Origin of the sequence: Sorangium sp. So ce204, from assembly GCF_051526795.1 — a bacterium.
GTDB classification, from domain to species: domain Bacteria; phylum Myxococcota_A; class Polyangia; order Polyangiales; family Polyangiaceae; genus Sorangium; species Sorangium cellulosum_B.
The window spans coordinates 13,180,277-13,195,820 of record NZ_CP150317.1 but is presented as its reverse complement, the minus strand read 5'-3'; the positions used below and the strand labels follow the sequence as shown (position 1 = coordinate 13,195,820).

At 68.1% G+C, this 15,544-nt stretch carries 8 protein-coding genes; 3 read left to right on the top strand and 5 right to left on the bottom strand.

Features of this window, described 5'->3' with window-relative positions; genetic code table 11:
* The first annotated feature begins 518 nt into the window (after positions 1-518).
* Entirely contained in the window at positions 519-3,401 is a 2,883-nt protein-coding gene (locus WMF22_RS49995; protein ID WP_438034329.1) for a TonB-dependent receptor domain-containing protein, read from the top strand.
* Positions 3,402-3,755: 354 nt separating this feature from the next.
* Here WMF22_RS49995 and WMF22_RS49990 read toward each other — a convergent pair whose 3' ends face one another.
* The gene (locus WMF22_RS49990) at positions 3,756-3,983 is read right to left on the bottom strand and encodes a hypothetical protein (RefSeq protein WP_437296891.1); all 228 of its coding nucleotides are present in this window, start codon (positions 3,981-3,983) and stop codon (positions 3,756-3,758) included.
* A 262-nt stretch (positions 3,984-4,245) separates the two neighbouring features.
* Between WMF22_RS49990 and WMF22_RS49985 the strand changes: the two genes are divergently transcribed.
* Positions 4,246-5,757, top strand: coding sequence for a flavin monoamine oxidase family protein (locus WMF22_RS49985; RefSeq protein ID WP_438034328.1), 1,512 nt, complete (start codon positions 4,246-4,248; stop codon positions 5,755-5,757).
* A gap of 84 nt (positions 5,758-5,841) precedes the next feature.
* Entirely contained in the window at positions 5,842-6,702 is an 861-nt protein-coding gene (locus WMF22_RS49980; protein WP_438034327.1) for a carbon-nitrogen hydrolase family protein, read from the top strand.
* Between the two features lie 168 nt (positions 6,703-6,870).
* Here WMF22_RS49980 and speB read toward each other — a convergent pair whose 3' ends face one another.
* The 4 genes from speB to WMF22_RS49960 all read right to left on the bottom strand — a co-directional run bounded on the left by speB (position 6,871) and on the right by WMF22_RS49960 (position 15,514).
* Positions 6,871-7,857, bottom strand: a complete 987-nt coding sequence (gene speB / locus WMF22_RS49975) for an agmatinase (RefSeq protein WP_437296888.1) — start codon at positions 7,855-7,857, stop codon at positions 6,871-6,873.
* Between the two features lie 359 nt (positions 7,858-8,216).
* Positions 8,217-9,290: a polyamine ABC transporter substrate-binding protein gene (locus WMF22_RS49970; RefSeq protein WP_437296887.1), complete on the bottom strand. Its 1,074-nt coding sequence runs from the start codon at positions 9,288-9,290 to the stop codon at positions 8,217-8,219.
* Between the two features lie 704 nt (positions 9,291-9,994).
* Complete coding sequence (locus WMF22_RS49965; protein WP_437296886.1) at positions 9,995-12,211, bottom strand: SulP family inorganic anion transporter; 2,217 nt, start codon at positions 12,209-12,211, stop codon at positions 9,995-9,997.
* 216 nt (positions 12,212-12,427) lie between these two features.
* Complete coding sequence (locus tag WMF22_RS49960) at positions 12,428-15,514, bottom strand: AAA family ATPase (RefSeq protein ID WP_012241760.1); 3,087 nt, start codon at positions 15,512-15,514, stop codon at positions 12,428-12,430.
* Positions 15,515-15,544 lie beyond the last annotated feature (30 nt).

Below are 15,544 nucleotides of genomic sequence, written 5' to 3'. Positions count from 1 at the left end.
CTGACCAGCGCTCCACCTCGCTCTGGCTCGCGCGGCCCGGCCCCGGGGCGCCGAGCTCGAGCGCTTGCCTGACGGCGCCTCCCGCGGAGCGCCGGGCCCGGACCGCGCACCGCCCGGGTTCCGCTCACTCTGTCATGCGCTCCGCGCACGGCGCCTACACAGCGGCGTCCACGCCGGCGTGAGGTCCACGGCCGCCTGTGCGAACAGGTTGGATCAGCTGACGGCTTACGGTAAGCTGACCCGGCAATGCGGCTGTTTCGTCCCAAGCTCGCCGGGTTTTTGCGTGACGGCTGGACCCGGCGGACGGCGCTTTGCGCTCCACTTCGACCGTTGGGAATCGAGATCGAAAGATGAGCTTTCGTCGCTCCGCACTCCTACTCATACTCGTAGCACTCCTCACATTCTCCGGTCGGCCTGCCTGGGCGGATGATCTGGCCGATGAGGCCGATCTGCACTTCAGGATCGCCACGGAGCGCTATTCGGCGCGTGACTACCGGGGCGCCCTGGAGCACTTCCTGGTGTCGAACCGGCTTGTCCCGAACCGAAACGTCATCTTCAACATCGCCCGAACATACGAGGCTCTCCAGGAGTATCCAGACGCATTTCGCTACTACGTTCAGGCGCTCGATCTCGAGCCCAACGCCGCGCGCAGGCCGGCCATCGAGGAGGCGCTCGCGCGCATCCGGCCCAACGTCGCCGTCATCAACGTGACCACGGACCCGCCCGGAGCGACGGTGTACATCAACCGCCGCGATCTCGGCGGCCGCGGCAGCACGCCCCGCCTCCTCGGCTTCCAGCCCGGCAAGCACAAGATCATCGTCGATCTCGAGGGGTACGAGCCGGCGGAGGTCGAGAACGTCGAGGCGAAGATCGGCGAGCAGACGAACGTCGCGGTCAAGCTGAAGCGCATCGTCGGGACGGTGCGCGTGGTCGGCGAGATGGCGGGCACGACGGTGCGGGTCAACGACGCGAGCGGCCCCCCGGCGTGCACCGCGCCGTGCGATCTCACGCTGCCTCCTGGCCGGCACCGCCTCTACCTTTCGCAGGAGGGGTATCAGCCGTCGGAGCAGGACGTGAACGTGGCGGCCGCGAGCACGGTGACCGCGCGTTACCGGCTCAACCCGCTCACCGGCAGCCTCGTCGTCAACGCGGACGAGCGCGACGCGCTCGTCGAGGTCGACGGGAAGCCGATGGGCTTCACGCCCGCGGTCCTCAACGTGCAGAGCGGCCAGCGCCGCGTGCGCGTCTCGCTGCGCGGCTTCCGCCCGGTCGAGCAGTCGGCCACCGTGGTGGCCGGACAGCAGACCCGGATCGACATCTCCCTCCGGCAGCTCGAGGAGGTCGAGGCCGCGTCGCGTACGGCGGAGGCCGTCGAGGACGCGCCCGGCTCGGTCACCATCATCTCGGGCCAGGAGCTCCGCGCGATGGGGTATCCGACCGTCGCGGAGGCCTTGAGGGGCATGCGCGGCGTCTACACGACGTACGACGGCACCTACTCCTGGGTTGGCATCCGCGGGATCAGCATCCCTGGTGACTACAGCAATCGCGTGCTCGTGCTGCTCAACGGGCACTCGATCAACGACACGTGGGACGGCCTCGCCTTCGCCGATCAATCGGCGCGCACCGACCTGGAGGACGTCGAGCGGATCGAGGTCGTCCGTGGCCCGGGCTCGCTCCTCTACGGTACGGGCGCGTTCGTCGGCGTCATCAACATCGTGACCAAGGGCCGCCCGACGTCGTTCGGCGCGGGCGTCGGCGTGGGCGCGGCGCAGCACGGCTTCATCCGGGGCCGCGGCCAGGTGCAGGTGCCCTTCGGGCGCGACTCCGGCATGTGGTTGTCGGTCGCCGGAGGCCACGGTCAAGGGCGAGACTACTTCCTGCCGATCCCGCCCGACCCCGATGGCCCGCCCGACCCCAACAACCCGGATGAGCCGAACGTCCCCGATCCGGTGACCAAATGGAAGGACGGGGACCCCAACTCCCGCGGCGCGGACCACTTCAACGTGGGGACGATCCAGGGGCGGCTCTGGTACAAGTCCCTCTCGGCGCAGGTGTTCTACAACGAGCGCAGGAAGTCGATCCCGACCGGCGCCAACTTCACCATGGTCGGCGACGACAGGACATTTTACCGCGACAGGCGCGGGTTCGCCGAGCTCACGTTCTCGCCGCGGTTCTCCGATAGCTTCTCCATGACGACCCGCGTGGGCGTCGACATGCAGCTCTACGATGACACGCTTTGGCTGTCCGACATCGGGACCGAAACGATCCATGACGTCGAGCAGTACCAGGACACGTGGCTGCTCGCGGATCAGCGATTCGAGATCAGCCCGCTCCGCGAGCTGAAGATCACCGTCGGCGCCGAGGGCCAGGTACACCTGCTCGGCAGGCAGCGAATCGAGGAGCACGCGTGCGGTGTTCTCCCATGCATCGACACGCTCGTGCTGCCCGTGTCCGAGGTCGAGGGCGAGGTCCTCGACCCCAACGATGAGGATCTGTTCGACTCGCATCCTTACCAGATCCTCGCCGGCTACGGCGTCGTCGACTTCGTCCCGTCCGACCGCATCCGTGTCTCCGCGGGTGCTCGTATCGACTATTACAACTATGGGAGCGACGGTCTCAGCTTCAACTCCGGGATCAGCCCCCGTATCGCGCTCGTCGTCAAGCCTTACGAAGGGGGCAACCTGAAGGTCACCGGCGGCCGCGCGTTCCGCGCTCCGCCCATCTACGAGCTCTTCCTGCAGGTGCCCTCGAGCAACTTTGCCCCGGGGTACGACCCGGATAGTGGCGCGTCGGTCGATCCCGAGAGCGTGCTCTCGGGAGAGGTCGAGTTCACGCACCGGCTCTCGTCCACGCTCTCCCTGCTCGGCGCGGGATACGTGAACTACATGACCGACATGATCGCGCAGACCGGCGACTTCACGACGGCAGTGCCGGGACGGTACGACAACACAAAGGAGCCGATCCTCGTTCTGGGCGCGGAGGCCGAGCTGCGCCGCGAGTGGCGCCAGGGCTGGATGGCCTCTCTCTCCTACTCCTATTCACGGGCGAGGTACCTCGATAAAGGAGACGTCGACGAGGTGCTCAAGAAGGTGCCCAACTCGCCGGAGCACATGGCCGCCGTCAAGGGGACCGTGCCGCTGTTCGGGAAGGCGCTGATGCTGTCGACGCGCCTCACCGTCGAGTCGCCGCGCATCGACAAGACCCTGACGGAGACCGACGCCGCAGTGATCTGGGACGTGGTCCTCTCCGGTCAGACGGACGTGGCCGGCCTCCGCTACAACATGGGCGTCTACAACGTCGCCGACTGGGAGTACGAGGCCCCCATCTCGCCCCAGTTCACGGCGACCAGGATGCCGCAGGCAGGCCGCACCTTCCTCCTCTCTGCCAACCTGAACTTCTGATCATCGCGCGGCCGTCCTGGCCGCGCGCTCTCCACCTCACGCCCATCACCCCTCGGCGCTCCGCCCCCGCGCCGCCCTGCTCGACCGCGCAGCAGGGCGGCCCGCGCAGCGCGTCGCCTCGCGCCCCGCGTCCATCGACCGGCGTCGCCCTGGCGGCCACATCCATTCCAGGCGTGGCGCAAGGCACAGCTGCGCCACCGTTCCACTCTGGCAGGAGCTCCACCGCCGCACGCGGTTCGCGCCACGCTCGAATTCAGCGTCTCACATGAACTCAGCGCCTGGCTCGGCCTCGCGTGTCATGCAGCGCTCTCGTGTGTTTCCTTGCTCGACGCAAATCGTGCGCCGGGGCGCAAATCAGGCACGTTCCTCCGCAATCCACGATCGAGGCGCGATGGTGTGGGGCGGTGCGTTCGCTTCATGGCCGCCGCCGGAAACGCCGCGATCTGACGGCGCGCGGCCGCGCGCCGCGCGCGCCACGTAACCAAGTGACCAAGTGACCACATCCTCGGACGCCCGCGCACTCTTGTGACAATCCGCGCGGTCATGATTTTGCTTGAAAGCAAAACATCGCTTGTCCATCATGGTCACTCGTGAATATCCGCTCCTCGACCTCGGATCACGCGACACACGGCGCGCGCGGTCCGGAGCGACGGCGGAACGACGGGCGCGCCGCTCGGCGGATCGCGCCGCGGATGGGAGCGATCAGGAGAGCGATGGGCGCCGATTTTCGCGCCGAACCGTAGGCCACGAGAGGAGCGCGCGTCGGGTCTGCCACCCGCGGCGCGCCGTCTCGGCGGCGTTTTTGCCAACCTGACGATCGTCAGCCAGCCCGAGCAAGAGGTCCATGTTGTCCGACCGCCCGATCGATGTCCCCGAGCAGTCGTTCGCTTCCGTCTACGACCGGCGTCGCCTCGCGGCGGCAGGGGAGATGTTGCCACAGCTGTGGGACACCCTGCCTGAGTGGCCGAGCGTCGGCGGCGGGCGCCGCGTCATCGTGCTCGGCGGCGGGATTTCAGGGCTGTGCACCGCATGGTCGCTGCGGAAGGCCGGGTTCGACCCGATCATCCTCGAGCGGAATGACCGTGTCGGCGGCCGCTTCTACACGCTCCGGAATCACTTCGGCGACCAGTACGCCGAGCTCGGCGTCACCCGGATCGCCGACACCCACGTGCTCACGCTCGCCTATGCGCGCCACTTCGGGCTGGAGATCCTCGAGTATCCGCTCGACGCGACGCAGCTGTACTACGTCATGGGCCATCGCTTCCTGAGCACCTCGCGGGGCAAAGCGCACTATCCTGCCGACTTTCCGCTCTCTCCGGAAGAGCGGGACATCGACGCAGAGTCCCTCAACCTGCAGCTCGCGGCGAAGGCGTTCTCGGTGATCGGCGACCCGCGGGACACGCAGTGGCCACCGGCCACCGTCCGCAAGGATTTCTCGGGCGAGACGTTCTACCGCAGCCTGGATCGGACCGGGGCCTCGCACGCCGCGAGGGAGATCTGCCGCGCGTACGAGGGGACGGAGATCGAGATGTTCAGCGGCCTCGCCTGGTCGGCGAACCAGCGGCTCGACGCCAAGTGGTTCCACACCTACGCGATCGCCGGCGGGAACGACCGGCTGACCACCGCGTTCGCCGACGATCTCGGCGATCGCATCCTCAAGGGGGCCCATGTGCAGCGGGTGATCTCCCGCGAGGACGGCGTGACCGTCGAGTTCCTCAGGAACGGGGACCCCGAGACGATCGAGGGCGACTTCGTTGTGTGCGCGCTCCCCCACCGCATCCTGCTCGAGGTCGCGTTCGACCCGCCGCTCTCCGGCCCCAAGCACCGCGCCGCGTCGGAGATCCCGATGTTCACCGTCACGCGCCTCAACTTCCAGTTCTCGCACCGGTTCTGGGCGGATGAGGGCATCGTCGGGCTGCTCGCGGCCTGCACGACCACGCCCATCGAGCGTCTGTGGGACCTGACCTCGCTCCAGTCGGGCACCTCGGGCATCCTCACGGCGTACGTGCAGGACCGCAACGCCGCGGCGCTCGACGAGCTGCCCACCGCGGCCGATCGCATCGAGTTCGGGCTCAAGACGATGGAGTCGTTCTTCCCGAACGCTCGGCAGTACTTCCAGAAGGGGCTGTCGTTCTCGTGGCACCATCAGCCGTACACGCGAGGCGGCTGGCCCGCGTACCGGCCCGATCAGACCGACCTGATCGCGGATCTCCAGCGCGGTGAGGGGCGCGTCGTCTTCGCCGGCGACCACACGTGTCTCTACACGGGCTGGGCGCAGGGTGCCCTCGAGTCGGCGCACTTCGCCACGGCCGAGGTGATCGCGGCGGCTCGCGGGTCGATCGAGCCGACCATCTGAGCGAGCTCGCCAGGCGCCCCGCGGCGCGACGTTCACGACGCCCCTCGAACACACGCCGCAGAGGGGGTGTATAACGTCGCTGGTATGGCTCGCCTCCTCCACGTCATCGGAGTCCAGTCCCGGCCCGTGCCTGGCGACCCTGCTGCGACGCTCGAGAAGCTCGAGCGCGAGGTGCAGACGCTGGGCGTCTCGTTCCCCGAGGCGCAGCTCTACCTGTTTCCCGAGCTGTGGCTCACGGGGGATCACCCGTTCCGCCACACCACCCCGTCGCACGAGCTCGCCCAGCCGATCCCGGGGCCGCTCACGAAGCGGCTCGGCGCGATCGCGCGCAGGGCTCGGAGGTGGCTCTGCGCCGGGTCAATCTACGAGCGCGCGGGGGACAAGCTGCACAATACCGCGCTCGTCTTCTCGCCGAGCGGCAAGCTCGTCGCCCGGTACCGCAAGCTCTATCCCTGGATGCCCTTCGAGACCTGCGCGCCGGGCGATGAGCCCGCGCCCGTGTTCGACATCCCGCGCGTCGGCCGGCTGGGGCTCATGATCTGTTACGACGGCTGGTATCCCGAGGTCGCGCGCGGCCTGGCGCTGCGCGGCGCCGAGGTGATCCTGCACCCGACGCTGACCACGACGCCGGATCGCGAGGAGGAGCTCGTGCTCGCCCGCGCCCGCGCGATCGAGAACCAGTGTTATGTGGTGAACGTGAACGCCGCGGTGGAGATCGGCGGCGGGCGCTCCATCGCGGTCGATCCCGAGGGCCGCGTCCTCTTCCTGGGCGGCTCCGGCGAGGAGTACCTCGGGGAGGTGCTCGATCTCGACCGTGTCCAGACGGTCCGCGCCCACGGCACGCGCGGGCTGAACCGGGTGCTCCGCCAGTTCACCGAAGACTCCCCAGAAGCCGTCTTCGCGCCGTACCGAGCGCGGTCTCCGCGCCGCCGGACACGCCGGTGACTGCTAGAGCACCGACGATGAGGCAACCCCGAGAATTTTCACAGGGAGGCGGGGAGGCGGGGAGGAAGAAGAAAATGAATTTCTCCCTCTTGCCGTCTCTCGCTCCCCGCCTCCGCGCCTCCCTGTGAAATTCCTGCTCTTTCTTGTGGTTTCAGGCCGTTTGTCGCTCTAGGTACCCGGACGCCGCTCTCCGTCGGCTGGCTCCCTTGCTTTGGCGCCAGGCCGGCACGCGATGAGCCCGAGCCCCTCCTGCGCGATCGTCGCGCCAGCCAGCGCCGTGATCTCACCCACGTCGTATGCGGGCGCGACCTCCACGACGTCCATGCCGACGAGCGCGATGCCCTGGAGCCCCCGCAGGATCTCCAGCGCGACCGCGGTGGACATCCCCCCGCAGACCGGCGTGCCGGTGCCGGGCGCGAAGCTCGGGTCGAGGAAATCGATGTCGAACGTCAGGTAAACCTCGTGGTCCCCGACGATATTGCGAACGTGCTCGATCACCGCCCTCGCGCCATGGCGATGAACCCAGGGCGCGTCGAGCACCTGGAAGCCGAGCGTATCGGCGTTGTAGGTGCGGAGCCCGATCTGCGCCGAGCGGCTGGGCTCCACGAGGCCCTCCCGCGCCGCGTGGAAGAACATGGTGCCGTGATCGACCCGACCCGATCCGACCTCGTCGCTCCACGTGTCGGAGTGAGCGTCGAAATGGATCAGCGAGAGCTTCCCGCGGCGCTTGGACACGGCGCGAAGGATCGGGTAGCTCACGAAATGATCCCCCCCAATCGAGAGGGGCGTCACCCCGGCGTCGAGGATGCGGCCGATGTGCTCCTCGATGGCGACAGGGCTCTCCTCCGGACGCCCGTAATCCCAGACGCAGTCGCCATAGTCCACCACGGCGAGCCGGTCGAGCGGGTCGAACTCGTAGCCGTACGGGCGGTTCCACGCGAGGTGCGCCGAGGCCTCCCGCACCGCGCGCGGGCCGAAGCGCGTCCCTGGGCGGTTGCTGGTCGCCGTGTCGAGCGGGATGCCGGTGACCGCCACATCGACGCCAGTCAGGTCGCGCGTGTACTTGCGGCGCAGGAAGGAGAGCGCGCCGCTGTAGGTCGGCTCGCGCCGGACGCCATGGAGGCTATCGGCCGTGAACGCGTTGTCTACGATCATGCCTCTCGCACGAGGAGCGGTCTTGGAGCGATGATCTTCCATGGGGGTCCTTACGTTCGGATCGACGCGCTCCACCTCGTCGCGCCGGGCGCCTTGAGCGCGGTGCGCTCCGGTGGTGTGGTAGCGAGCTACGCCGTGCGCTCCAGCCGGGCTCGCCGCTCACGCCTCGGGGAGGCGCCGGCGAGACGAGCGCCGCACCAGAGTGACACGTCGATTGCAACGAAGCATTCCGTTTTGCCAGGGCTCCACGCGGCGGCCCGGATTCCAGCTCGGGCGTGCGCTCGACACCGGCGCGTCGCGCAGGAGTGGCATCGGTGTGATCGGAGACTGAGCACCTCGCTGGCGCCATCGCCTCGAGGTCAGTTCGATTTCACGGCCGCCCAGACCTCGTCGTAGAGCTTGGCCGACTCGCCGAGATCACGATGGGCCTCCAGGCGGGTCGCCAGATCGCCCGTCGGGTAGATGAGCTGGTTCGTGCGGTCCTCGACCGGCAGCTTGGCCTGCGCGGCGCTGTTCGGGGTCGCGTACTTCGTCATCATCGAGAGCTGCGCGCCGCCGTCGGGGGTCAGCATGTAATTGATGAACTTGTGAGCCAGCTCGGGGTGGGGCGACTTGGTCGGCACGGTCATCACGTCGACCCAGATCACGGACCCCTCCTTCGGAATGACGAGGGCGAGGCGATCCTTGTCCTCCCAGACCACCTTCTGCGCGTCCCCGTTCCAGACGACCGCCATGTCGACGGAGCCGCCCTTCACGTCCTGCGTCGCGCCGATGCCGCCCTTGAAGCCGAGGCACTTCGGGTTGCTCTTGGCCTCCTTGAGGATGCGCCCGGCCTCCCGGATCTCTTCAGGCTTCGACGTGTTGCTGGAAAATCCCTTGTACTTCAGCGCCGCGCCGACCATGTCCCGCATCTCGTCGATCAGCACGAACGTGCCCGGCGTCTTCTGGGCGTCGAAGAGCACGCCCCACGTCGGATCCATGTTGGGGATCTTCTTCTTGTTGTAGATGATCGCGACGGTGCCCCACTGGTAAGGGATAGAGTACTTGTTGCCCTCGTCGAAGCTCGGGCCCGAGAACCGCGACTCGAGGTTCTTCAGGTTGGGGAGCTGGGCGTGATCCAGGGGGCGGATGAGCCCGCGCCGCGCGAGCCGCCCGCTGGCGTGCGCCGCCATCACGACGACGTCGTACTGCGCGTCGGCGCCCGCATAGGCGAGCTTGCTCTCCATCTCCTCGGTGGAGTCGTAGATCGTGAGCCGCAGGCGGGCGTTGTTCTGCGTCTCGAAGTCCTTGATGCTCTTGTCGTCCAGGTAGTTCGGGAAGATGAGGACGCTGAGCTCGGAGGGCTGAGCCGCAGCTTCCTTGGTGCCCGACTCTGGACGTGCTTCAGAAGGAGCCTTATCTTTGCCGCAGGCGGCGACCGATAGGACACCCAACAGAATGGCTAATACCATCAGGGGTCGACGTTGAGTTTTCATAAGTTGTCCTTTCTCCAGCTGCTCAAGGCGGACAGGCCTTCGGGTGTTCGCTGGCGCGATGCTGGCCTCTGGGATCTCCGGAAGCGAGAGCCGGCGGAGCGCGCCTGCGGACCGAGGCCCCCATCGACCGGTAGGACGCGCGCGGGATGCCGGGCAGCCCCGGCCGCAACCCTATGGTCCGTGGATTGCAAGCGCGCGTCCCCTTGTCAAGGAAAATGTGTTGCGCGGTAAGCAACACGACTGGCCTTCTCATTCGGAGCGAAACCACGACTGTTCGCAAGCTTAGGCGAATCGTACATTCCGTGGCTCTGAATCCGAAAGAGATCGTCGAAATTGCATTCAAATGTGTGTCCACCGCGCATCCACGCGCATCTGGGGTAGCGTCTGCACGAGATTGTTCTCCCCAAGGTGAAACGGCGCGCGGCACGGCAATGCGTGTTTCGACGCGACCGGAACACAGGACGGCAATGCTCGCGGGCTGTGTTCGATGCTCGTGCGCGATCGGATCTGCGGGAGCCAGGTGCTCACGCGTGCAGCATTGAAGAGCGGGCGCGCCGGCTCCCCGGCGCGCGGCGCGCACCGGCGGGAGGCGTACTGCCGTCGCACCATGCTGCAAGCGAGTCTCCACGGGAACGCAACGCTCCAGGCTGAACCGATCGAGTCTAGTTGAACAGCGCTTTCACGGGCGACGTCGCGTGCACGATCCTCTTGGCCAGCAGCGTGACCACGAAGTGGTGAAAGGCCGCAGCCAGCTCGGGCGCCTCCGCCGTCATTCGCTGCAGCGCCTCCTCCGAGAGCCGGTAGAGCGTGGACTTCTGGCTGGCGGTGACCGTCGCCGACCGCTTCTCTCCCATGTAGAGCCCGGACTCGCCCACGACCGACCCAGGCCCCATCGTGCGGAGCCGCTTCTCCTTCTTTCCGTCGATCTCGGCCCAGGCCGTGAGCTCCCCGCTCTCGATGAGGTAGAGGTCCTTCGAGATATCTCCGGCCCGGAACAGATCGAACCCGGCCGGAAGCTCCACGCGCTCGAGGTAGTCCTTGAAACGTAGCATTTCCGGGCGACCGCCGAACACATCCTGGAGATCGTAGAACAGCATCGGAGGCGGCAGCATGCTGGGCGGCGCGTCTGCGATGATCTCCTTCTCACACGCCTCGAGACCTCGATCGATATCCGGGTAGAGCAGGGAGACCTCGTCGCCTTCGGCCAGGAAGACCTCACCCCGCTCGAGGTGATTGCGGATGTCCTCACGCACCGCCGTGAAGATGAGCTTGACGCCGTTCGACTTGGCGAGCCTGCGGAGCCGGAGGAAGCTCGCGATGGCGGACGAGTCGATGCCGTTGACGTGGAGGAAGTCGAGCAGCAGGTAACGCGGCCTCTCGTCCTCGTCGCTCTGGATGCGCTGCTGGGCGGTCGAGAGCAGGTTGTACGCCGTCCCGAAGAAGATGTACCCTTGGAGCTGGAGCACGTAGAGCTGCTTGCCGCGCGCCGTCAGGGTCTCCAGCTCGCCCTCGCTGCGAGCGACGTTGCTGCGCAGGTGGACCCCGGTGATGGCGTTGCGCACCACCTCGATGCGGCTGTAGCTGAGCGCGAAGAGGATGAACGAGACGCCGAGCCCAACGCCGATGCCGACGAGGAAGCCCCGGACGGCGACGACAAGGAGGATCACCACGATGACGAAGTACTCGATGCGCCGCAGCCGGAACCAGCCCTCGTAGAGCGTGTTGATGAGGAAGTGGAACCCGAGATACGCGATCAGGCCCCCGAGGACGGGGCGCGGGAAGTACAGGATGGCTTCGGCGCCGACGAAGAGCACGATGCAGCTGATGGCCGCCGCGACCAGCCCCGAGATGCGGCTGTTCGAGCCGGCCTTGTAGCTCATCGACGACTCGGCCAGCGACAGGTAGCCGACCATGCCGCCAAGGAGGCCCGTGACGATGTTCGCGACGCCCGTGGCCCGCAGCTCGCGGTCGAGATCGATCTCCTGCTCCGTCGCGAGCTCGACGCCTGACGCGCTGAGCAGCACCGTGATGGCGGCCATGATCATCACGGCGGCCATGTTGCCTGCGCTGCCGAACAGGACCGACCAGTCCACCTTCGCGAGGTCCGAAGCGCCGATCGGGGGCCAGAGCGACGCGGTCGGGAACGGACCGAGGAGCCAGCCGCTGTCGAGCACCTGCTGCACGCTGACGCCGGCGAGGCCCAGCGAGACGTAGAACACGACGATCGAGCCCCCGAGCAGCACGGGGAGGAGCAGGAGCGACGAGAACCGCCGCAGCACCAGGAGGAGCAGGACGCCGAACACGAGGCCCGGGAGGACCCGCTTCAGGAGCTCCGGATCCATCACCACGCTCGGGAAAATGTCGAGCGTCGATGGCTGGCCGGACATCACCGAGATCGAGCCCTGGAGGAGGAGCCAGCCGGCGCCTGCGATGAAGCCGCCGGCGACGGGGTACGGGATGAAGCGGACCAGGATGCCGAGCCGTAAGAGGCCGAGCAGCAGGAAGAAGCCGCCTGCGACGACCGAGGTGATCGCGATGGCGGCCACGACCGTCGGGAACGGGCTCGCCGTCGGGTCCTTGTCCGCGATGGCCGTCGTGATCGCCGCCGCCATCGAGGCGAGAATGACGGCGGCGTCCTCCTGCGGCGCGGCGATCACCGGCTTGTAGGAGCTGAGGAGAGACACGATCACGCCGACGATGACGGAGCTGATCAGGATGATGCCGATCCCTCTCGAGAGGTAACCGGCGAGCCCGTGGTTGAAGATCAGCGCGCCAAGGGAGATATCGAACGAGACGACCAGCGTCCCCGAGACCATTCCGGCGATCACGGCGGGCATGAGCTTGGAAGGCTTCGCCTTCTCAAGGAGCTCCTCGTTCAACAGCGCAGGTGACTCCTTTGTTGCCTGTCGTGTCATGCTCTTGGGAGACCTCGTGATCGATTGTCAGCGGAATTCGCAGGGCGGCGAGGGCCGGGGCGCGCCGGCGCCGCGCGGGCCGGCGGGGCCTCTGCACCGCGATCTAGGGAACGCGCGACGACGTCGGACGGCGGGGCCGCCTTCGCGTGGGCGGAGGGCACCGCAGCGTCCCCCACCGGCTCAAGAGGCCCCCAGCTCACGCTCGATGGCAGCGGCCTGCTCCTGCAGGGCCTCCGCCTCGCCGAGGTGGCCGCTCAGCCGGTGCAGCTTCGCGAACTCGCCGAGGAGCCTCGCCTCCTCGCGCCGGTTGCCGATCTGCCGCTCGACCGTGATCGCGCGCGAGTAGAGCGTGCGGGCGGCGTCGTACCGGCCCTGGACGGCGTAGGCCATCCCGAGGCTCGCGAGCGTGAGCCCCTCGGCCGGCAGGTTGCCCGCCTCGCGCGCGGCGCGCAGCCCCTCTTCCCAGTAGGTGCGCGCGTCGTCCGGCTGCTGCATCGCCCAGTGCGTGCGGCCCAGGCCGAGGAAGCCGAGCGACTCGGACCCGCGATCGCCGAGCTTCTGCGCGTCGGTGAGCACGCGGATGTGCTCCTGCCGCGCCTCCTGGTACCGCCCCCTCGCCTCGAGGACGTCGCGGGCGAACTCGTAGCGCACGACGACGCTCTCGGGCGTCGGCTCCGGCGAGAGCTTGAAGTAGACGCGGTAGAGGCGGGTCGCCTCCTCGTGGGCGTAGCGCGCCGCCGCCTTGCGGGCGCCCGCGAGGAAGTAGCGGCGCGCGTGGTCCACCTTGCCCGCGCGGCGCCAGTGGCGGCCGAGCGCGACGAGCTGGTCCTCGAGGTCATCGCCGTAGAGGCTCTCGATCGCCTCGGCCGCGAGCCGGTGGAGCTCCTGGAGCCGCGCGCGGGACTGCATCTCGTACGCCGCGTTGCGGAGGAGCGCGTTGCTGAACTGGAAGCGCCGCTCCGTCATCTGCGACCAGATGCACTGCGCCTCGCCGATGCGCACGTGCTCCTCGAGCACGGAGGCGTCGGGGAGCATCAGCGCGAGCACGCGCAGGTCGAACTCGCGCCCGAGGACGGCCGCGGCGACGATCGTCTGCTTCACCTTCGCGTCGAGCCGGTCGAGGCGCGAGATGAGCAGGCTGTTCACGTTCTTCGGCGGCATGAACGTGTTCGAGATCGAGATGGAGCTCGAGCTCGAACCGTAGCGCCCGTCCTCGAGCCAGTAGGCGAGGATCTCCTGCGCGAAGAACGGGTTGCCGCCGGCCGTCTCGCAGAGGAGCGTCGCGAGCATGTCCGGCATCGGGCCGCCGAAGAACGGGACCGCGAGCGCGAGGAGCTGCTCGCGCGGCAGCGGCTTCAGCTCGATCACGTTCTCGGAGATGCCCGGGTCGAGCGGGATGCGGACGGGGGTGCCGTCGTCCTTGCGCCGCGTCGTGCAGATGATCGCGATGGGCAGCCCCCGGCACGCGCGCGCGATCACGCGCACCGCCTCGAGCGAGTCCTCGTCGGCCCAGTGCGCGTCCTCGAGGTGCAGGATCACCGGCTGGAGCGACGCCTCGGCGAGGAAGACGAAGCTCAGCGCCGAGAGCGTGCTCGTGTACCGGAGCTTCGGGTGCAGGCGCTCGTACGGCGAGTCCTCCCAGCGGATGCCGATGAGCGCGGCGAACACCGAGCGCGCGCGATCGAGCTCGCGCTTCAGCGCGGCCTGGCTCTCGGGCAGGCGCTCGAGGAGGTACTCGAACGCGTCGTCGAAGTTCGTGAGCTTCTCTTCCTTGCCGAGCGCGGAGGACTCCCAGAAGTACTCCTTCAGCGCGAACTCGAACGCGTTGAGCGAGCTCTGGAGCGTCTGGTCGCAGCGCGCGTCGATCCACAGGAAGGGCCGGTCGCTCTGGTGCTCCTCGCACCGGTGGCGGAAGCGCTGCACGAGGTAGCTCTTCCCGAGCCCCGGCTCGCCGTCGATGTACGTGATCCCGGCCGGCTTGCCCTCGAAGATCGGCCCGACGTAGCGCACGAGCTGCTCGATCTCCGCCTCGCGGCCGATGAGGCCGAGGTCGTAGAACTCCTTCTGGACCGAGATGCGGCGGCGCTCCAGCGAGTAGACGAGGATGGGCAGATCGAAGCCCTTGAACCGGAAGATGTTCTCCGTCGTCCACTGGTAGCTCGTCTCGCCGGCGCGGAAGACCTGCTCGTCGGCCCAGATCGCCGACCAGGGGGCCTTCGCGACGAGGCGCGCGGCGAGGTTCGTCGCGCGGCCGATGCACGCGAACTCGTGGCGCTCGGTGCCGCCGTTGAAGCCGGCGTACCGGACGTCGCGCGTGATCCCCGCGCGGAGGCGCATCTGCCGGAGGCCGCGCTTCTTCAGCTCCAGCGCGAAGTCGAGCGCGCGATCGTTGTCGTTCTCGTGGGTGATCGGGGCGCCGAAGTGGATCAGCGCGGCGATGCCGAGATCGCCCGCGTCGATGCCCGTGAAGGTGCCGCCGTAGAGCTCGGAGAGCTCGTGCAGGAGGCGCGTGAGCTCCGCGAAGCTCGGGATCTGCTCGAACGACAGGAAGACGCTCGTGACGTTGCGGAACTCGCCCTCCGGGGGCATGTCCGCGACGCCCCTCGCCACGAACGCGGTGCCCTCGCCGCGCGGCGGGTTCCTCGGGACCTGCGGCATCCTGGGCGCCGGCACGTCGCCGAGCTTGTAGACGCCCTCGCCGTGGTACTTCGCGCTCGCGGGCGGGATGCGATCGCAGAGCGCGCGGTCGAGGAGGATGTCGCCCTTCAGCGCTTGCCGCTCGATCGCGACGCACGCGGCGAGCGCCTGCCCGTGGAAGTGGTAGTACGCGCGCTCCGGGGAGATGCGGACGATGCCCCACTCGACCGAGCCCCACGCGAGCCCCATCCGGAACGAGAACGGGAAGCTGCCGAAGGGCGTGTCGCGCTCGGGGTGCTCCGCGAACAGGTCGCGCATCGCGAGCGCCGCGCCGAGCACGTACTCCGCGACCTTGCGGTCCGGCGTGTCCTGGAACAGCGCCGTGAACGCGTCGCCCGCGAAGTTCGTGATGAAGCCCCCGGCGTGGTGGACCGCGGCGATGAGCGGGTCGAAGTAGTACCGGAGCGTGCCGGCGAGCGTCTCCGCGCCCGCGCGGCCGTGCTGCATCAGCTTCTCCGTGAGCTCGGTGAAGCCGGGGATGTCGATCATCAGCACCGCCCCCGTGAAGCTGCCCTCGGTGTTGCCGAGAGCGTCTTGCTGGATGATGAAGTCGGGGACGAGCGGGTTCATTTCCTTGCTCCTCAGCAACGGATCCCGCTT

Bases quoted from the DNA above. Each gene is read 5' to 3' on its own strand.
- WMF22_RS49990 (WP_437296891.1), bottom strand. From the start codon at position 3,983: ATGATGGACAAGCGATGTTTTGCTTTCAAGCAAAATCATGACCGCGCG.
- WMF22_RS49985 (WP_438034328.1), top strand. From the start codon at position 4,246: ATGTTGTCCGACCGCCCGATCGATGTCCCCGAGCAGTCGTTCGCTTCC.
- WMF22_RS49980 (WP_438034327.1), top strand. From the start codon at position 5,842: ATGGCTCGCCTCCTCCACGTCATCGGAGTCCAGTCCCGGCCCGTGCCT.
- speB (WP_437296888.1), bottom strand. From the start codon at position 7,857: ATGATCGTAGACAACGCGTTCACGGCCGATAGCCTCCATGGCGTCCGG.
- WMF22_RS49960 (WP_012241760.1), bottom strand. From the start codon at position 15,514: ATGAACCCGCTCGTCCCCGACTTCATCATCCAGCAAGACGCTCTCGGC.